Annotated in this window: 23 protein-coding genes and 1 tRNA gene; 4 read left to right on the top strand and 20 right to left on the bottom strand. The window is 63.8% G+C overall.

Annotation, left to right across the window (positions count from 1 at the left end):
• Positions 1-31: 31 nt before the first annotated feature.
• Positions 32-1,042: an aldo/keto reductase gene (locus QA640_RS04155; RefSeq protein WP_283039500.1), complete on the top strand. Its 1,011-nt coding sequence runs from the start codon at positions 32-34 to the stop codon at positions 1,040-1,042.
• Between the two features lie 28 nt (positions 1,043-1,070).
• Here QA640_RS04155 and QA640_RS04150 read toward each other — a convergent pair whose 3' ends face one another.
• Positions 1,071-1,544: a DUF4188 domain-containing protein gene (locus QA640_RS04150; protein ID WP_283039499.1), complete on the bottom strand. Its 474-nt coding sequence runs from the start codon at positions 1,542-1,544 to the stop codon at positions 1,071-1,073.
• A 363-nt stretch (positions 1,545-1,907) separates the two neighbouring features.
• Between QA640_RS04150 and QA640_RS04145 the strand changes: the two genes are divergently transcribed.
• Positions 1,908-2,483: a hypothetical protein gene (locus QA640_RS04145; protein ID WP_283039498.1), complete on the top strand. Its 576-nt coding sequence runs from the start codon at positions 1,908-1,910 to the stop codon at positions 2,481-2,483.
• 88 nt (positions 2,484-2,571) lie between these two features.
• Here QA640_RS04145 and QA640_RS04140 read toward each other — a convergent pair whose 3' ends face one another.
• Positions 2,572-2,937, bottom strand: a complete 366-nt coding sequence (locus QA640_RS04140) for a hypothetical protein (RefSeq protein ID WP_283039497.1) — start codon at positions 2,935-2,937, stop codon at positions 2,572-2,574.
• Between the two features lie 143 nt (positions 2,938-3,080).
• On the opposite strand from QA640_RS04140, the gene QA640_RS04135 reads away from it, so the two are divergent.
• Entirely contained in the window at positions 3,081-3,428 is a 348-nt protein-coding gene (locus tag QA640_RS04135) for a DUF3088 domain-containing protein (RefSeq protein WP_283039496.1), read from the top strand.
• A 128-nt stretch (positions 3,429-3,556) separates the two neighbouring features.
• Positions 3,557-3,835 (top strand): hypothetical protein, encoded by a 279-nt coding sequence (locus QA640_RS04130; protein ID WP_283039495.1) that lies wholly within the window; start codon positions 3,557-3,559, stop codon positions 3,833-3,835.
• Positions 3,836-3,907: 72 nt separating this feature from the next.
• Here the strand turns inward: QA640_RS04130 and QA640_RS04125 are convergent, their stop codons facing one another.
• The 18 genes from QA640_RS04125 to QA640_RS04040 form a co-directional block, all read right to left on the bottom strand.
• Positions 3,908-4,345, bottom strand: coding sequence for an EVE domain-containing protein (locus tag QA640_RS04125; protein ID WP_283039494.1), 438 nt, complete (start codon positions 4,343-4,345; stop codon positions 3,908-3,910).
• Positions 4,346-4,738: 393 nt separating this feature from the next.
• The gene (locus tag QA640_RS04120; protein WP_283039493.1) at positions 4,739-6,016 is read right to left on the bottom strand and encodes an NAD(P)/FAD-dependent oxidoreductase; all 1,278 of its coding nucleotides are present in this window, start codon (positions 6,014-6,016) and stop codon (positions 4,739-4,741) included.
• Positions 6,017-6,025: 9 nt separating this feature from the next.
• Positions 6,026-6,736: a dihydrofolate reductase family protein gene (locus QA640_RS04115; protein WP_283039492.1), complete on the bottom strand. Its 711-nt coding sequence runs from the start codon at positions 6,734-6,736 to the stop codon at positions 6,026-6,028.
• A gap of 19 nt (positions 6,737-6,755) precedes the next feature.
• Positions 6,756-7,433 (bottom strand): heme-binding beta-barrel domain-containing protein, encoded by a 678-nt coding sequence (locus QA640_RS04110; protein WP_283039491.1) that lies wholly within the window; start codon positions 7,431-7,433, stop codon positions 6,756-6,758.
• Between the two features lie 320 nt (positions 7,434-7,753).
• Positions 7,754-8,152, bottom strand: coding sequence for a nuclear transport factor 2 family protein (locus QA640_RS04105; protein ID WP_283039490.1), 399 nt, complete (start codon positions 8,150-8,152; stop codon positions 7,754-7,756).
• 143 nt (positions 8,153-8,295) lie between these two features.
• The gene (locus tag QA640_RS04100; protein ID WP_283039489.1) at positions 8,296-9,090 is read right to left on the bottom strand and encodes a DUF2182 domain-containing protein; all 795 of its coding nucleotides are present in this window, start codon (positions 9,088-9,090) and stop codon (positions 8,296-8,298) included.
• Positions 9,091-9,137: 47 nt separating this feature from the next.
• Complete coding sequence (locus QA640_RS04095) at positions 9,138-9,770, bottom strand: DUF1326 domain-containing protein (RefSeq protein ID WP_283039488.1); 633 nt, start codon at positions 9,768-9,770, stop codon at positions 9,138-9,140.
• Between the two features lie 376 nt (positions 9,771-10,146).
• A tRNA-Phe gene (locus QA640_RS04090) sits at positions 10,147-10,222 on the bottom strand.
• A gap of 186 nt (positions 10,223-10,408) precedes the next feature.
• A complete protein-coding gene (gene yacG, locus QA640_RS04085; RefSeq protein ID WP_283039487.1) occupies positions 10,409-10,591 on the bottom strand; it encodes a DNA gyrase inhibitor YacG in 183 nt (60 codons plus the stop codon).
• 273 nt (positions 10,592-10,864) lie between these two features.
• Positions 10,865-11,494, bottom strand: a complete 630-nt coding sequence (locus tag QA640_RS04080) for a Maf-like protein (protein ID WP_283039486.1) — start codon at positions 11,492-11,494, stop codon at positions 10,865-10,867.
• A 316-nt stretch (positions 11,495-11,810) separates the two neighbouring features.
• A complete protein-coding gene (locus QA640_RS04075) occupies positions 11,811-12,278 on the bottom strand; it encodes a low molecular weight phosphatase family protein (protein ID WP_283039485.1) in 468 nt (155 codons plus the stop codon).
• Positions 12,279-12,350: 72 nt separating this feature from the next.
• Positions 12,351-12,845 (bottom strand): UPF0262 family protein, encoded by a 495-nt coding sequence (locus tag QA640_RS04070; RefSeq protein WP_283039484.1) that lies wholly within the window; start codon positions 12,843-12,845, stop codon positions 12,351-12,353.
• Positions 12,842-14,137, bottom strand: coding sequence for a histidinol dehydrogenase (gene hisD, locus QA640_RS04065; protein WP_283039483.1), 1,296 nt, complete (start codon positions 14,135-14,137; stop codon positions 12,842-12,844). Before hisD ends, QA640_RS04070 begins: the two co-directional genes overlap by 4 nt.
• 83 nt (positions 14,138-14,220) lie before the next feature.
• The gene (locus tag QA640_RS04060) at positions 14,221-14,655 is read right to left on the bottom strand and encodes a DUF2948 family protein (RefSeq protein WP_283039482.1); all 435 of its coding nucleotides are present in this window, start codon (positions 14,653-14,655) and stop codon (positions 14,221-14,223) included.
• A 253-nt stretch (positions 14,656-14,908) separates the two neighbouring features.
• Positions 14,909-16,057: a trypsin-like serine protease gene (locus tag QA640_RS04055; protein WP_283039481.1), complete on the bottom strand. Its 1,149-nt coding sequence runs from the start codon at positions 16,055-16,057 to the stop codon at positions 14,909-14,911.
• Between the two features lie 350 nt (positions 16,058-16,407).
• Entirely contained in the window at positions 16,408-17,232 is an 825-nt protein-coding gene (locus QA640_RS04050) for an alpha/beta hydrolase (RefSeq protein WP_283039480.1), read from the bottom strand.
• 125 nt (positions 17,233-17,357) lie between these two features.
• Positions 17,358-17,867: a hypothetical protein gene (locus QA640_RS04045; RefSeq protein WP_283039479.1), complete on the bottom strand. Its 510-nt coding sequence runs from the start codon at positions 17,865-17,867 to the stop codon at positions 17,358-17,360.
• Between the two features lie 231 nt (positions 17,868-18,098).
• On the bottom strand, positions 18,099-18,410 hold the full coding sequence (locus QA640_RS04040) for an EthD family reductase (RefSeq protein ID WP_283039478.1): 312 nt from the start codon (positions 18,408-18,410) through the stop codon (positions 18,099-18,101).
• Between the last annotated feature and the right edge of the window lie 42 nt (positions 18,411-18,452).

The following is an 18,452-nucleotide window of genomic DNA, read 5'->3' as shown; positions in this document are numbered from 1 at the left end:
TGCCGCCCGCAAAAAGCATCGAGGATAGCCCATGCAATACCGCCAGCTCGGCCGCAGTGGCCTGAAGGTTTCGCCGATCTGCCTGGGGACCATGATGTTCGGCGGCCCCACCAGTGAAGCGGAATCCGCAAAGATCATCGTGAAAGCGCGCGAGGCGGGCATCAACTTCATCGACACCGCGGACGCGTATTCCAAGGGCGGCTCAGAGGAGGTGGTCGGCCGCGCAATGGCCGACAACCGTCACGCCTGGGTGCTCGCCACAAAGCTCGCCAATCCCATGGGCGATGATCCCAATCGCGGCGGGCTGTCGCGGCGCTGGGTGTTGCAGGCGGCCGATGAAAGCTTGAGGCGCCTCGGCACCGATTTCATCGATATCTACTATCTGCACAAGGAAGACCACACGACGCCGCTCGAAGAAACGGTGCGCGCCATCGGCGACCTGATCCGATCAGGCAAGGTGCGCTATTTCGGGGTCTCGAACTATCGCGCCTGGCGTCTCGCCGAGATCTGCAACATCTGCGACCGGCTCGGCATCGACCGGCCCGTGGTGAGCCAGCCCTATTACAACGCGATGAACCGCATGCCGGAGGTCGAGCATTTCCCGGCCTGCGGCTATTACGGCCTCGGCGTCGTGCCCTATAGCCCGCTGGCGCGCGGCGTGCTCACCGGCAAGTACAGCCCCGACGCTCCGCCCGACAAGGAGACGCGCGCTGGCCGCAACGACACCCGCATGATGCAGACCGAATGGCGCCCCGAATCGCTCAAGCTCGCGCAGGAGATCAAGCAACACGCGGAGAAGAAAGGCATCTCCGCCGGCCAGTTCGCAGTCGCCTGGGTGCTCAACTCGGCCTTCGTCACCTCGGTGATCGCCGGCCCGCGCACCGAGAAACAATGGGACGACTACATCCGCGCGCTCGATTATCGCTTCACCGCAGAGGACGAAGCGCTGATCGATCGCCTGGTCACCTCGGGGCATCCCTCGACGCCGGGCTATAATGACCCGGCCTATCCGATCGAAGGAAGGCGTGCGCGGACGGTGTGAGGGGCATTCGGCGGAGCGAGAACAGCGCTTACGCCGCGCCGAGCCGCTGCCGCGCGCTATCGGTGGTCGCGTTGACCTCGGCGGAGGCGCCCGCCTTACCGAGCCCGAATGGGGGCATGCCGCTATAGATCGCCTCATAGTCGCCGGCGTGGACGCAGTAGGTCTCATGCCAGATGCCGACGTCACCGCGGGTCTCCTTCATCCGCCGGTTGAAATCGACCCAGGCCGGCCAATGCTGCGCGTCGCGCGCCTTGGCGTAGCGCTCCAGATGATCAAAGCTCCGCCAATACTGCACCATGTTGAGGAGGCCGAGCTCGGTGTGGCCGAGGAAGCCGACCTCGGGCGAAGCCTTTTCCAGCTCCTTGATCATCCTCGGCATGGCGAGCGCGACCGGCAGCCATTTGTGGAGCGCCCACGGCTTGTTGACGCGCATGCCGATCAGGAACACGACGAAATCGCCTTCGATCCGGCCGGCGACGCGGCTCGGGATGACCTTGGACATGCGAAGCCTCCCCGTAGATTTCCGGAAAGACTGCCGGAGGGCGGTGGCGGCGGCAAGCTTCGCCACGAAAAAAACATGGCCCTGGCGACAAGTGCGCGCCGGGACGGCGGTGAGGCGGTTTCGCGAATCGCCTAAAGCGCGCGATGAGATTGGAATAATCGTCATCGCGCTTTAGATTATTGTTTGAGCATCGTCTTTTCGGAAAACCGCTGCACACTTTCCGGATCATGCTCCAGGGGTGGCGCGGTGGTATTCCAGACGGGCATGTGCTTCGCGCAACGAACGGGATCGCAACTCATTGGTGGTTCGATGGTTGATGCACGGAACTTTTCCGTTTCCGCCACGCGCCATGGGGGCCCCATCATGCGCCGCTTCCGACCGGCTCTGGCCGCGAGCCTGATCGCTCTCGCAACTCCTTGTTTTGCGGGGTCTTCCCACCCCATCCGGGTCAACGAGACGCAGCCGCAAAACTCCTTCATCGACCTCTTGGCGCTGATATCGGGTCAGTGCAAGACCTTGCGGATCGCCGGGCGCGAGTTCGCCTGCAAGACGGTGGCCTACGCCCATGGCGACAAGGGCCGGGTCAATTTCGCGGTCGCGGTCGACGACCCCACTGATGACAGCCACGTCGTCTCGTTCTCGGGCGAGAACGGCAAGCGCGCGGACGACAATTCCTATGAGCTGCCGATCGACCGCATGCTGCTCAATTCCAAGGACCGGCCCCGGGTCGACGGCCTGCCGGTCCCGGCCGAGCAGACCTCCACCGGCGTCTGCCGCCAGACCGGCAATTTCGCCGCCCGGCAGGTCTCGAACATCACCTGCACCGCGACCGACAGCGAAGGCCGCAGGTACGAACTGCTGTTCGTCTCCGACGGCACGCCGGTGAGCGTGCGCCGCGTCCGGCAGTCCTCGCCGTCGATCCAGGATCCGTTCAAGTAACCTCTTCGCATGCCCGCCCGATGGGGAGAGGCGCGAAGCGCCATGGCCGGGCCCAAGAATGCAATCGGCAGCATGATGGCCCTCGCCGTTATCCCTTCACCTTGCAGGTGACCGGGCCGTTATCGAGCATGAGCTGGTTGCCGCCGAGGTCGGTCACGATCTGCCCGGCGTAGATGCCTTTGGCCTTGTCGCGCTGCGCCGAGATCACCACCCGGACGCGGCTCTTGTCCGATTCGTCCATGGCAACGACCAGGAGATTGTCATCGCGGAAGCTGAACAGCGTGACTTTTGACGGGTAGTCGAAGTCGATCGGCGGCAGGCCACCCTGCTTTTTTGGCACCTCGAACGTCAGCTCCTGGTCTGCCGGGTAGGAGCAGGTGATCGACTTCGCGGACGCCGCGCCTGCGTGAAGGGCAAGCAGCGAGGTGAGGCAGACGATGGCAGCGCGTTTCATGACAGTATTCTTTGGCCGGACTCGTGACGAAACAATCGTGCATCTGTCGCGGCTGGCGGGCAATGCGTTCAGTCCTTGACTTCCTGAAGGTTGGGCTTTCTTGCTGAACTATCCCTAGGGTTCGGCAGGAAGACCTGATCCCCATGACGCGCGATCGTTTGTTTCTGGTCCGCCCTGGCTTTGCCGACCCTGCCTATCCAGGCCAAAGCTTCTATTGCTGGCACTGCGCGCTGATCGAGGGCGTGCTGGCCTCGTTTCCCGATCTTGCCAACGAGATCGACGTCGTGCGCATCGCCTGGGCGCGGCCGCGGCAGGCCGTCATCGACCTCGTGGGCGAAACGAATCAATGGCTGCCGCTGCTTGTGCTCGCTGACGGCGCGACGTCGCCGCATCAGACTGGCAGCCACAAAGGGCGCGCGTTCGTCGCCGACAAGGACAAGATCTTGGCCGCGCTCACCGAGCGGCACGGCTTTCCTGATCCGCATCCGTGATGCCGCACTTTAAGCTTTGCGGCGATTCTACGCCGGCAAGGCACCGGGCAAGGCGGCACTTTGTCGCCGGAACGCACGCGTGACTCATCCCGTTATCGCCGCACACATCAATTGGAGTGAGTGACGGAATGAAGAGTCTCTTTGCGGCGATAGCTGTTGCCGCTGCGGCGGTCGCTGGTTCATCCGCGGCGAACGCCGCCGACAAGGGCGCGGCAAGGCCACACATGCAGGCCAGCCAGCCGACCGACATCAGCGCGCAAGGCTGGCATCATCAGTGGCATGGCCCGCGCCATCATTGGCGGCCTCATGGGCATTATCGCCCGTATTACCGGAGCTACGGTTACAATCCGCGGCCGCATGGCTACCACGGCAGGCCACACGGCTATTACGGCGGCTACCGCTGGTGAGAAGAAAAGCCCGCCGCAATGCGGGTTTTTTGTTTGGGCTGCCCGATCTACGCATCGCATGCGTCGGCGCGTTCAAGCCAGCAGCAGCGGCCGGCTGGACGTCGCCACATGGCGGATCAGCTCCATGTCCTCGTCCAAAATCTCGAACAAGCCGAGACGCAGCATGTAGCCCCAGTTCGGATTGTCGCGCGTGAAGGCGAGGCTCATCAGCAGCGGCCGGATCGGCACCTCGGCAGCCTCAGTCCACGCCACATCGCGGCGGAACGGGTGGAAGCCGCCGCCCATGTCGGCCTGGTAAGGCACGCCCGGCTTGACCACACCGATCGCGGTAAAGGCCTGGAGCCGATCGCTGCCGCCGAAGGTTTCGGTCGGCGAGTAGTAGGCGACGTGATCGCCCGGCGAGATCCGCCGCAGGGGTGCGCCCTTGCCGTGACAGACCTGCATGAAGCCGTGCGCACGTCCGATCCGGACGTGCCGGGCGGAAGCCACCGCGATCCAGCTCTTCGTCATCCTCCATCCTCCGCTATCGCCCCGGCCATGGTGCGGGGATGACGCAAGACCTATCACCCCAAGTGCCAGATTTTGGCAGCAGCAACGCGGTTGCTTTGTTCTGCAATACGTCCGAAAGTCGCGCGCGTGATCGAGGCCTCGGCAGTGTGCTGCTTGCGGTGGCGGTCGGCTTGGCGATCCGACGGGCCATAGCGTGGATGGCGAGCTAAGCGCGGCTGCGAATCGGTTTCCTTGCGGCCCATCCTTCGAGACGCCCGCCTTTGGCGGGCTCCTCGGGATGAAGTCTTGTTTCGCGGCGAAATCCCCGATCCTCATGGCGAGCAGCGCAGCTTTGCGGCGCGTCTCGAACCATGAGGCCGAGTTCACGACAGGGCTGCATGTTATAGCCCCGACCTATTTGCGGAGGATGATCCGCGCCGTCTCCTGCCCGCTCGCCAGCGCGGCCTCGACGGTGCCCATGTCGCGGCCACGGTAGAGGGCTTCGCCGGAGAACAGCACGGCCGTGCCATCCGCGCTTGCGAGCATCGCCTGCGCATCCCGCGTTTGCGGCTTGGCCCAGGAATAGGCGCCGCGCGCAAAGGGATCGTGGGCCCAGTTGATCGCGCGAGCAGCGACGAGCTTTTGCGCCAGATCATCAGGCGAAAGGCCGAAGATGCCAGCCAAAGAAGCAAGACCGGTCCGGATCAGCTCCGGCTCGGTGAGGCTGGCAAGGCTGGCCGTCTGCGGGCCGCCGAACCAGCCGGTGAGCACGACGTGCTCCGCCGGATGCTGCGTCCACCACACCGGGATTTTTTCATCCGAGAGCAGGAAGGTCAGGTCAGAGAGATCCGCCTGCCGATCGAGCCACCAGCGCCGCTCGAAACGCAGCAGGATCTTGATGACGTTGCCGAAACCAATATCCGCCGCGGCCGCGGCCTTCTCGCGGGCAGCGCACGGCAGCGCGATCTCCTTGAGCAGCGGCAGCGGCACGGTGAGGACGACGGCGTCGCTGCGATGCACCTCGCCGTTGGCGCAATGGATGACGACGCCGGCATCGGCCTCCTCGATCCCCGATACGACCGAGCCAAGACGAATGGTGACGTCGCGGGCGCGGCACTCCGCCTCCAAATGTTCGATGAGGGCGCCATAGCCGCCGACGATGCGCGCCTGTGTATGCCGTCCGACGTCCACCATCCATTCCTCGCGCAGCGCCAGCGTGCTGGCGCGCGCGGGATCGGCGGCGTCGTAACCTACCACCACCCGCGTGATGGACTGACGCAGCGACTCGTATTGGCTGCCTGCAAAATACCGGTGCAAAAATTCGGCGACGGTCAGGTCGTGCTTCAACGCCTTTAGCGCCCGGTGAAGCTCGGCCTCGTGCGGATCGTGGCGCGCCTCGCGCGAAAGCTTTCCGCCCTCAAAGCTCCATTGCGTCCCTTCGATCGGCTCAAGCGAAAGTCCGGCGTCGGCGAGCAGTGCGCGCGTGACCGGCGCCTCGCCATGGACGAACTCGGCGCCGCCGGCCGCTTCATACCCGAACTCGGCAGCGGGAAGCGGATGGATGCGCCCGCCGCAGCGGTCGCGCGCCTCCAGGATCGTCACACGCCGACGGGCACGGGCGAGCTCGCGCGCCGCCATGAGGCCGGCCGCGCCGGCGCCGACGATGATGATGTGGGAGGACTTTCGCGACATGCCGTTGCTTTATTGGCCTGCGGCGTTCGGATCGTTCTGGAGGAGATAACGCAGCAGCAGTACGCCGCCACCGAGCGGCCGCGTGCTCTCGAGCGTCATCGCGGTGACGGGCGCACGCTGCTCGCTCTCGGCCTCAATCGAGTCGAACACGATCGGCGCGCCCCTGGCGCCGTCCACCGCCGGACAGAGGATCAGGTTCAGCTCGTCGATCAGGCCCGCGCGCAAAAATGCGCCATTGGCAGCGCCGCCGCCTTCCAGCAGCAGCCGCTTCACGCCGAGTTCGCGATTGAGGACGTCGAGCGTCAGCGCAAGATCGATCTCTGATTTGCCGGCGAAGATGTAGGACACGCCCTCGCCGCGGAGCCCTGCCAGATGCGCATCCGACACGCGCTCGGTCAGCACCGCGACGATGGGATCGCCGCCGATGTCCGAGCGGCCCCAGCCGATCTTGCCGTGCGCATCGAGCACGACGCCATAGGCTTTTGCATCGCGCCGCGCAAACCAGTTTTCGCGCGGGACCTTCGCGTTCGTTGACGTGGGATACGGCTTGCCCTTGGCAAACTCCGAGCCGGTAACGCGGCCGATCAGCCAGGCATCGCCGCCGAGTTCGTCATGAATCCGCTCGAACCACTCCGAGCCCGCGCCCTTCGGACGCCAGCGGCTGTGATGCACGCGGCCATCGACGCTGGAGGCCATCAGGCAGATGACGTAAGGCTTCATGCAAATCTCCAGGATACTCTCAAGCCGCCGGCTCATCGCCTGTCGCGCGATCATTCTTGGCGCGATCGTTCAGGATCACCGCCAGCGGATTGAGCTTTGGCGGCGCCACCAGCTTGAGCGTGCTGGTGTCGTGATGATTGAACGGCGCGCCTCTGACGAAAAGCTCGGTCTGGATGAGATAGGTCCAGCTTCCATCATCGTTGAACGTGATGTCGCAGCGGTAACTGTCGGTGCGGAAGGCTTGTTCCAAAAAGCCGGTCGAGCAGATCCCGTAAGCCGTCTCGCCGCGCTTCGCCGTGACGGAGATTTTTCTGTCATCGGGCGAGGCCTTGCCCGATGCGAGCAAGACCTGGCCGCGCGGTATCGCCAGCGTCTGCATGATCAGTCCGGTCGCCGGCTCCCACAGCCAGTAGCCGACCTGGTCGTGGAAGGTGATGTCTTCCTCGGGCGTGTTGATGTGGATGTGATAGCGCAGCCCATAGAACAGCTGCGGCCCGTTGGCCTGCGGATCGATCGGGTCCATCCGGATATGCTCGATGAACGTCCGCCGCTCCGGCCCAGCGGCCTTCGGGTTGATGTCGATGCCCTTGTCCGCCTGCCAGACCCCGGCGAGAGGGCGCAGCGGGCCGAGATTGGCGAGACCGTCGGGGGAGACGTCGTCAGGCTCGGTGAAGATGTCGGCGGGAATGGGGAGCATGGGGGCCTCGCGGGGACCGGCGATCTCGGCAGTATCGTGATGGGCCCCACTGTAGCGCAATCCATTGGTCGACGCGCATGCGCGTTTGGAGGGGGATAGATGCGTGGCCAAGCGCGCGCATGACGATCATGTGAATGGAGGCACGCTTCCTCCCCGCTCTTCTTGTTGTGGGAGGGTGTCTCTGGCCGCGTAACTGGCGAGACGGGCGAGAATGTGGCTGATGGCGGAGCAGCCCTCTCCCGCAAGGGGAGAGGGCTCAACAATGCGCGTCGCATGAAGGACGCAAGCGACGCCGCCCTTCGCGACCCTCACGCCTGTCGTCACGACATCGCGGCGATTTCCGTGGCCGTGTCGTAATACTCCTGAAAGAACACCAGCTTTCCCTGGCGGTATTTCAGCACGTGAGCCCATTCATTCTTGCTGATCTTGCCCGTCTTCTTCATCCGACCGGAGGCCGAGCCCAGGACAACGACGGTGTCGCCCTGCTCGATCATCTCGCGCGGCGCGAACTCGGAGAACTCGATGTTCTCGGCGATCTTCGCGAAGAAGCCGGCAATCTCCTGTTTTCCCCTGACTTGGCCAGCCCAGGGCAATTTATCCCTCGGGCCGGGCGATATCCAGGTACAATCGTCCGCCATCATGTCGTTGACGAGCGTTGCAATGTCGCCCTGCTGAAAAAGCTCGTAGCCCTTCTTTGCGATCTCGAGATTGGATGCCATTGACCTACTCCTTGCAACAAAGGTGGATTTCGCGTGATGAAATTCGAAAGGAAATCCGCGCTCGCAAATTCGTGCAATCACCTCCCTCCCCTCGGCATCGAAAACAACCGCCGTAACCGGCACAACAATGCGTGTCACGCAGATCACGTCGCGCGCGCGAGCAGAATCGCGCCTGATATGATGAGGGCCGCTCCGGCCGCATGGCTGAGCCTTCCACCAAACGGCAACAGTTTCTCGCAGGCGACGTAGACGGCTATGCCGATGATCCAGACAAGATTCATCACGCCGCTGACGAACAGTAACGCCATCAGAAACCAGCAGCAGCCGACGCAATAGCCGCCGTGGCGAAGTCCCATGCCGAGTGCCCCAATCGTGCCTGGCCGCCAGTTCTGGCTGAGGAACAGCAGCGGGCTCTGACAGTAGCGAAGGCAGGCACGCTTGAGCGGCGTGAACTGGTAGAGCCCCGCGGCGATCAGAATGGCGCCGCCCAACACCGCGCTGGTACTTGTCATTGCCATGGACAACAGCCCCAAATGTTCGAGCGACCATTGTGCCATGACCGCAACGAGGCTGAACCCGGCCCATATCGCGAGATAGCCCGCGAGAAAGACCCAGGCTTCCGCCGCGGTGCCCGGCGCTGTCGCGCGCTTGCGCCTGATGGCCGCGTAGAGCAGCACGGTGGGCGCCGCGCTCGGCACCATCATTGCGATCATCATCACCCACCACATGACGAACAGCAGCGCGGCATAGACCGGCGTCCATGGCATCGGCGCCATGTCCGGCATGTCGGCCATCATCTCGGTATCCATGCCGGCGCCGACAGCCAGATAGGCCCAGGCGAGCGCCACCACCGCGACAAGCCCGACCGCAACGATCAGGCGATCGCGACGTAACACCTGTTCGAGCACGCTATATTCGAGCACACCTGGCCCGTTCATGAGCCCCTCACTGACGGCGCGGCAAGTCGGAACGGCGAATCAGGCCATCAGGCGGCAACGCCATCCGGCGTCTGCACGACGTTGGCGAGAGAGCTGTGCGTGCCCTTCGTTTCGAACTTGATCGCACCTGTCGAGCGGATGTCGGCCGATGCGACCTCGGCGGCCCGGTGCTCGAAGCCCTCGGGCACGACCACCTGAATGCGATGCGGCGCACCGGTTACCGGGTTCTTGATCGGTTCGACGTCCGTCTCCAGCACGCCCTTGACGACGAGCTTGGCGACGCGCCCCTCCTTGTCGAAGGAAAATTCGAACGGCGCAAAGACGGGATCGTGAATGGTGGTCACGATCAGGCTGAGGATGTGGAACAGCGTCCCCTCGGCGGAATGCTTGCCGGAGAAGATGTCAAACAGCGCCTGGCGCTGTTCCGGCGTTGCACGCTCATCGATGATCGGCTGCATTTTGCCATTGCCTTCATGCAGCGCTCCGGGGAAATGGACCGTGGCTGCGAAACACAGGCCATCGAGCCTGGTCCCGTCGAAATGTCCCTTGCTGATCCTCATGCCGACCATGCCCTTGCAATAGCCCTGGGTCGGCGGGGCGTTGAAGTCGCAGGGGCAGCCAAATGCGCACGTACAATTCTTGATCCACTCGCCTTCGAGACGCCAGTCCGATGCAGCCATGGCACATCTCCCATTGTGAGGACGAGGCAGCCGCGAATGAATTTCTTTAAAATTCGTTGAGCATCAAAAAAAGCGCGAGCGGGATCGATATCCGATCAGAAGGCCGACATCGCCACGAAGTCTGCTTGCGGACTGCAATTACTGTCCTGATCAAGGAAGCATATCAGCCGCGGACTGACGGGTACAACACGATGGGTTGAACGAAGCGAGACTTGATGACGCGGAGACGAGGAATCTCGCCGCACGTGGAAGTTGCTGGGGTGGAGATAGCCTGCTGAGCTAATCCCGCCTCCGCCAAGGCTCCAGCGCGACAGCCTTTGCCGCTTCGCTACGAGAGCGGAGATGGGCCTGCCGAGCCGTAGCTGGCAGCGAAGGCTGGTGCCCAGGGGCGGAATCGAACCACCGACACTGCGATTTTCAGTCGCATGCTCTACCAACTGAGCTACCTGGGCGTGCTCCAAGAGAGGGGCCAAGGCCCATCGAGCGGGCGGTTTATAGTGGGCTCGGGGCGGCCTGTCCACCCGGCTTCGCCTGAAGGCTTCGCCGGGGCGGCCCGGCTGTGCACAAGCTGGGGGCGGGGTTGGGAGGGCTCCGCCAGACGCTCCGTTCATTTCAGTTAAACATTTGATATTACTAAACTATTCGACGTCATCGACTTCATCGTCGCGGCCGGGAATGACGTAGGCGCCTTTGAGCCAGCGGTTGAGGTCGACGTCGCGACAGCGCGAGGAGCAGAACGGGCGGGTGGCCTGCGACTGGGGCTTGCCGCAGATCGGGCAGGACTTGAGCGGGCCGGCGGGCTTTTTGACTTGGTCGTCCATGATGGGGGGCAGTCTAATACGAGGTAAAGGGCACCGCAGCAGGTGGTTCTAGGATGGCGGCCAGCGGGCCTCGCGGCACGCCTCCATAGCCGATGCTCCGCATCGGCGCTCTCTTGGCGACCGCCGCCGCAGGCCGCCGATGCCTCCCCGCAAGGGGGGATGGAGCGTACCGGGGGATGTGGCTCGACCTCAATTCGAGCTTCGCAAAGGGGCCGTCAGGCCGGGCCCCCTCCTTTGCATGGGGTTGTTTTCGAGATTTTTGTGGGAGGGGGCTCAGACGCCGATGGCGTTGAGCCAGCCGAAGCGGATGGGGAAGCCTTCGCCGCCCAAGAGCGTGGTGGTTTCGTAGAGCGGTAGGCCGACGACGTTGGAGTAGGAGCCGACCATCTTGACCACGAAGGAGCCGGCAATGCCCTGCACAGCGTAGCCGCCGGCTTTGCCGCGCCATTCGCCGGAGCCGATATAGGCCTGGATGTCGTCCTCGGAGAGGCGCTTGAAGCGAACGCGGGTCTCGACCAGGCGCTGGCGGAAGGCCTCACGCGGCGTGACCAGGCAAATCGCGGTGTAGACGCGGTGGTTGCGGCCCGACAAGAGCCGCAGGCATTGTGCAGCCTCATCCACGAGATTGGCCTTGGGCAGGATGCGGCGCCCGATAGCCACCACCGTGTCGGCCGAGAGGATGAAGGCGCCGCGCAGCTCGTCGTCGAGCTGCACTGATTTGAGTGCCGCATCGGCTTTGACCCGGGCGAGGCGATTGGCGCAGGCGCGTGGCAGCTCGCCCCGCCTCGGCGTCTCGTCGACATCGGCCGGCCGCAAGGCATCGGGCTCGATGCCGGCCTGATTGAGCAGCGCCAGGCGCCGTGGCGAACCGGAGGCAAGAACGAATTTTGGGCGGCCGAGCATCGGGTGATTTGGGGGACGAAGCAGGGGGTGAATTGCGCGCGGAACCTATCGGAAGGGGGCCGGTTTCACAACCCGGGAACCCGGACTTAAGCGATTCGAAGAAGACTTCAGATGCGTGTGCCTGCGGTCTGTGACGCGGGTGTTACGATAGCTTCGTGTCCCGGACGCGGCGCGGCAATTCCGGGCGATGCGAAGCATCGTCCCGTATGACGCGACGCAGAGCCGGGACCCAGGGGCTTGCGCTCGCGGTCAGATGGGCCCCGGCTCTGCAGCGCATCGCGAGAAGCGCGCTGCGTTGCGTCCGGGGCACGAGTGTTTACCCACTCGCCGCACCGACCTTCGCGAACCGCTTGCGGATGCGCAGGAGGAGCTGGTCGCAGACCTCGCGATAGGCAGCCAGCTTCTGGTCGCGGCTGCCTTCGGTGCCGGTCGGATCGTGCGTCGGCCAATATTCGACATCGGCGGCGAGCGTGCGCGTCAGCTCCAGCGCCTTGTGATGGGCCTCGGGCGAGAGCGTGATGATGAGGTCGAAATTCAGTCCCTCCCAGTCCTCCAGTTCCTCGAAGGTCTGCGGCTTGTGGGTGGAAATGTCCTGCCCGAGCTCGGCCATCACGGCAACCGCGAAGGGATCGAGCTCGCCCTTCCTGGCGCCGGCGGATTTGACGTAGAGCCCGTGCGGAAACATGTGCTGCAACAGGCTTTCGGCCATCGGCGAGCGCACACTGTTGAGCGCGCAGGCAAACAGCACCGATTGCGGATCGCGTGCGCGTGGGGGCGCAGCCATCCGCGTTTAGCCTCTTTTGATAGAGGGCATGGCCTTGTCGGAAAATCGCTGCACACTTTTCCGGGCCATGCCCTAGCCCTTCCAATGCAGGACGGTGATGAGGGTGAACAGCCGGCGCGAGGTCTCGAAATCGACCCGCACCTTGCCCTTCAGCCGTTCCTGGAGCGTGCGCGATCCCTCGTCATGGATGCCGCGGCGGCCCATGTCGATGGCCTCGATCTTGTCCGGCGTCGCTGTCCGGATCGCCTGATAGTAGCTGTCGCAGATCATGAAATAGTCCTTCACGATCCGCCGGAACGGCGTCAGCGACAACAGATGCGCCACGACCGGCGTGCCGTCCTCGCGGCGGATGTCGAACATCAAGCGGTTGCCGGTGATGCCGATGTGCAGCGTGAAAGGGCCCTCCCCATCGGCGCCTTCCGGCGCGAACAGGTTCTGCTCGATCAGATCGTAGATCGCGATCGCGCGCTCATGCTCGATGTCCGGCCCCGAGCGGCCGATCGATTCCTCGTCGAGCGTGACGCCGACGATGCGATTCTGCGTGTCGTCCTGCGCGGGCTTGTTCATGACAGATTGAGGCGCAATCCCACCGAGCGGGCATGGGCGTCCAGCCCTTCCGCCTTGCCGAGCGTGATCGCAGCGGGACCGAGCGCGCGGAGCTGATCGGGGCCGCATTTCAAAATCGAGGTACGCTTCATGAAGTCGTGCACCGAAAGCCCCGAAGAGAACCGCGCCGAACGCGCGGTCGGCAGCACGTGATTGGAGCCGCCGACGTAGTCGCCGATCGCTTCGGGCGTGTGCGCGCCGAGGAACACAGCGCCGGCATTGCGGATCTGGCCTGCGAGCGCGTCCGGGTCCGTCGTCATGATCTCGAGATGCTCGGCGGCGATGGCGTCCGCAAGCGGGATGGCGTCGCTCAGGTTCTTCACCGTGATGATGGCGCCGAAATCGGCCCACGAAGCGCCGGCGATCGCGGCGCGCGGCAACGTCTTCAATTGCGCATTGACGGCCTTTTCGACATCGGCGGCGAGCCGCGCGGAGTCGGTGATCAGGATCGACTGCGCGCTCGCATCGTGCTCGGCCTGCGCCAACAGGTCGGCGGCGATCCAGTCGGCGTTGCCGGTATCGTCGGCGATGACCAGCACCTCGGAGGGACCGGCGATCATGTCGATGCCGACCTTGCCGAACACCAGCCGTTTTGCGGCGGCGACATAGGCGTTGCCGGGGCCGACGATTTTTGCCACCGGCGCGATCGTCGCGGTGCCATAGGCGAGCGCGGCCACCGCCTGCGCGCCGCCGACGCGATAGATCTCGCTGACGCCGCCGATATGGGCGGCGGCCAGCACCAGCGGATTGAGCTTGCCGTCGGGCGCCGGCACCACCATGACGAGGCGCGCAACGCCTGCGACCTTGGCCGGCACAGCATTCATCAGCACCGAGGACGGATAGGCCGCGGTGCCGCCGGGCACGTAGAGGCCGGCCGATTCGATTGCGCTGTAACGCCAGCCGAGTTCGACGCCGAGCGGATCGGTGAAGCGCTCGTCCTTCGGCAGCTGGCGGGCGTGATAGGTCTCGATGCGGTCGCGGGCGAGCTTGAGCGCATCCAGCGTTGCGGCATCGCAGGCCTTCGCCGCGGCCTCGATCTCGGCGGCCGAGACACGCAAGGAGGCCGCATCGAGCTCTAGCCGGTCGAACTTGCGCGTCGCCTCGATCAGCGCGGCGTCGCCGCGCCTCGCCACATCGTCGACGATGGCGCGCGCGGCAGCCTCGACGTCGGCCGAGACCTCGCGCTTGGCGGCGAGGAAGGCCGCAAATCGCTGGTCGAAATCGGCGCTGCTGCGGTCGAGGCGAATGGGCATGTTGCGGCGGTCTTTTGGCTGGTCGTTGGGGGTGGATCGGCGTCATCAGTTCCCCTGCTCAATGGCGCGGCGGGCCACCGCCGTCAACCCTCGTCCCCGCCCGCCCCCGTCCCGAGCTCATCAGTGCCCAGGTCGGTCAGCTCGCATTCCAGGCATTCGACGTCGAGCCGGATCGCGCCGCCATGGGCGAACAGGAGCAGCGCGCTGCCGCCGGGGGCGCTTTGGCCGTGAAACTCGATGCCGACCAGGTCCAAAACCCGCTCGGGCGTGGCAAGGTCGATATTGCGCGATTTGCAGGCAAGCACGCGGTCGAATCGGAGTGCGGAGACCAGCCGGCGCGGCTCGGTCTCGCCGTCCAACGTCTGCTCCCAGTCCAGCCGGTTCATGCCGACCACGAAGCGCTTCTCGCCTTGCCGCCAGATGATGTCGGAGGTCTGCACCCGCGCGTCCTGCACATGGGTGGAGATGACCGCGAGGTCGTCGGCATCGAGCGCAATCAGTTTGAGCTGGGGCGGCATCGGCCTGCACCTCTCATGGAGTCGCGGGACTGCGCCTTAACGCGCCAGATCGCGGCTGTTTCCGTAGAGGCTACAGGCCCGAGCGCCCGGAGGCCATCCTCCAGACGGCGGCAGCAACGCAAAACGCTGGTCCCGCGCGTTGTGCGTCAACGGTAACTCCGCTTTCGTCGGCGGGGAGTTGTGCTGACCACCAGTCATGTCGAGCGGCGAGGTGGCGTTTTGAGCGCGGCTCTTGCGACCTCGCCGGACGAATCTACCCGCTCGGCCAATTCGCCTGGCCCCACAGCACCAAATCGACGACCGCCTTGCCACCAGCGGCTATATTGTTTTGCTGAGTGGAGAAGGGAAACTGGTACTCTTCTTCGCCGCCTGAATCGACGCCGACAATGTGGGGGCCATCGTCCCACTGCGCGAAGTACGGCCCCCCTGAGTCGCCCGGCGAGGAATCGCCATTGTCAGTTTCTAGCTCCATGGCATCCCCGTCTTCGTCATCGTCGTGGAAACTGATCCCACCTTGCCAGGACGGCTGTTGCGCACCGGCGACCGCGCCGGGGTATCCCACCAGCGTCCACACATTGTCGTCTTCCCAATCGTCATTGTACGTTCGAGTGCCCATCCAGCCGATCCAGCTCCCGATCGGATCATAGAGCTTCAATAAGAGATGGTCCCAAGCCTTGCTGTCGGCACCGCTGTTGCCACGATAGGACTGGACGTAGGAATAGACCCCTGCGCCGAGGATCGATCCACCATTGTAGTAGGCCGGGATGAACTGCATCATCCACGGATCACTCCCCCAAGGCGCCATGTGCCCGGCCGTAAGCACGAGATTGGGGCCGACCAGTGTCCCGGTTCCCGTCATTTGAGGTGACGGCGAACTCGGATCCGACCATACCAGCAGCTTTCCGACGCATTGCCACGGATAGCCCGAGGGATAGAACGGCTGCCTATCATCCGCGCCGAATACATATCCGTGAGGCCGCAAACGTTTGCCGTTTATGCGACGGAGATTTTGTTCCTGTGGTGCCACCGAGAGCAGGGGCGTCGGCCGAGCTTCCGCCCAAGCCGGACGAAAGGGCGCCGCCCGGGACGCGCCGCGACCGGCGCCAGCAATCTCCTCTCGGCTGAGCCTGCTGCCGTCAGCACCCAGCAGCCCTCGTACGATGGTCCCGCCCGTATGCACGCTCCAGGCCGAGTGATTGGCCACGTTCAGTCGGCTCAGTTCCGGCTGGCGATCCGAGAGTTGATCGCCGATCAGGGAAAAACTGTTGGTAGACTTGAGAGCCCCAAGTTCGGCCGGAAGCAAGCGCCGCAAACGCTCCGTCTCGCGAGCCAACATTTCGTCCGCGCCGAGCGGCCTGGAATACTGCGCTCGGTCGCTTTCCAGTTTTGTGTACTTGCTCATTTGACTTCCTCCGTTTTCCGCAAGAGGCCCCGAGCGACAAACGAACTGTGCACCATTTGAGCGATAACAGATTGAAGTTGCCTTCGGTGCGTTCGCAGGGGTTGTCGGGTGCCTCGTACCATTGTGCCGTGGCCTCTCCGTTTGATCTTTCTAGCGGGGCATCCAGAGGTTGTGGTATGAAGCGCTTCACACTGGCAGAGGGGCATACTGCTGTGAGCACGCCGCATCGGAACCCGAGCAAGCCAATGATTTTGCAACCTGAAACGGTTAAGTGATACGTGCCCCTTCTCCCACAACAAGCGGAGAAGAGCGCTCGCCGACCAAGCGACCCTGTTGATGTACCGCCCGCCTCATGCCTTGAAAAAAGCCAGCAGATCGGCGTTGATCGTCTCGGCTTCCGTGGTCGGCATGCCGTGCGGAAAACCCTTGTAGGTTTTCAGCGTGCCGTTCTTCAGAAGTTTGGCCGAGAGCGGCGCGGAATCGGCGTAAGGCACGATCTGGTCGTCATCGCCGTGCATGACGAGGACGGGCACGTTGATCTTCTGCAGATCTTCGGTGAAGTCGGTCTGCGAGAAGGCGACGATGCCGTCGTAATGCGCTTTGGCGCCGCCCATCATGCCTTGGCGCCACCAGTTCTGGATCACGGCTTCCGACGATTTCGCGCCCGGACGATTGAAGCCGTAGAACGGGCCGCTCGCGAGATCGCGATAGAATTGCGAGCGACCGGCCGCGAGTTGTGCCTGCAGATCGTCGAAGACTTTCTTCGGCAGGCCGCCGGGATTACTCGGCGTCTGCACCATCAAGGGCGGCACCGCGGAGAGGATCGCGGCCTTCGCCACCCGACTTTCGCCATGACGGGCGATGTAATGCACGACCTCGCCGCCACCGGTGGAATGACCGACATGAATCGCGCTCTTCAGGTCGAGATGCGCCGTCACTGCCGCGAGATCGTCGGCATAGTGATCCATGTCGTGGCCGTCGGCGACCTGGCTGGAACGGCCGTGGCCGCGGCGGTCATGGGCGATGACGCGATAGCCGCGGTTGAGGAAGAACAGCATCTGGGCATCCCAGTCGTCCGACGACAGCGGCCAGCCGTGGCTGAACACGATCGGCTGGCCGTTGCCCCAGTCCTTGTAGAAGATCTCAACGCCGTCTTTGGTGGTGATGGTGGGCATTGGAAGGCTCCTTCGTTCTTCATTATGGGGCACGCGAAGCGCGACGTACCGAATCTGGATGTTGTTGCGCGGGATTACGGGGTGATGCTCGGCATCACCCCGGAAAGACGACGAATGAGTGAAGCTCAGGCGATTGCCATCGGCCTGAAGCGGCGCCAGGCGCCGATGATCACCAGCACGAAAAACACCAGTACGATGCCCTGCACCACCGCGAACACCGGGCCGGACGGCGGAGCGGGTGGCACAGCCGGCGCCAATGCTGCCAAAGCGGGCACCTTCAGGAACGACTGGATGATCAGCACGAAGACATTGAGATAGAGCGACGTCATCGCCGTCACGACGTAGATCGGGCGCCAGGCGCCGGAGAGCTTCACGCCGTAGAGCGCGATGCAGGCGATCGCGAGCAGCACCAGCGAGAGGATGCCGACCATGTGCGACGGCAGCAGCTCCTTGAATGGAAACAGGAAGCCGGTGACGCTGGTCAGGATCGTGAACAGCAGGAAGATCGCGGTGAGGCCACGCATCGGCTTCGAGCCGAGCAATCCGAACATCACTGTGAGACCGGTGACGATCGCGATCAGGCTGATGATGACATGGAGCATCGTGAAGGCAGGCAGGCTCAACCCAAGGACCATGGCAGCTCTCCGCATTGAGAAGACGCCGATGGTATTACGACCCTCATCGGACCGCACCATGCGATGTTGCCACACGCAGGTGTTGAGCCATGCGTTCGCCGCTCAATACGACGAACGCATGCCTTGATTTTGCTCGGCCGTCACACGTCACCGCGCGCGACCTGAGCACGCGACCCGCAGTCTTGCATCAAATGAGAAGCATCGATCAGCGGCGCCGGCCGACGTGCGGCCTCACACTTCCTTGAACTCGTGGATCAGCATCTCGACGCCGCCGCTTGCGAATTTTGGCACGTCAGCAGCGGTGGCTTTTCCTTCCGCGCTCTTGAAGGCCGCCTGGATGTCAGCGGGGCTATCGAAGGTCAAGGTGGCAATGAGGTGATAGGGCGCAGGACCGGAAGGTGTCCCAACTGCGCCTTTGCTGACCGTGTATTTCTTCAGTCCGGGAAGTTTCTTTGCGAGGGGTACGTGCGTCTCGAAGTAATACTTGTCGAAGGCCGCAGCATCCGTGGGGGTCTTGTAGAGCACGACAATATCAGCAGGCATTTCGGTCTTCCCTTGAACCTTGTTGTGTATGGACCCTCATGG

This window comes from Bradyrhizobium sp. CB82 (assembly GCF_029714405.1).
GTDB lineage: Bacteria > Pseudomonadota > Alphaproteobacteria > Rhizobiales > Xanthobacteraceae > Bradyrhizobium.
Note: the sequence above shows the minus strand (reverse complement) of the source record. Positions and strands in the feature narration are given on the sequence as shown.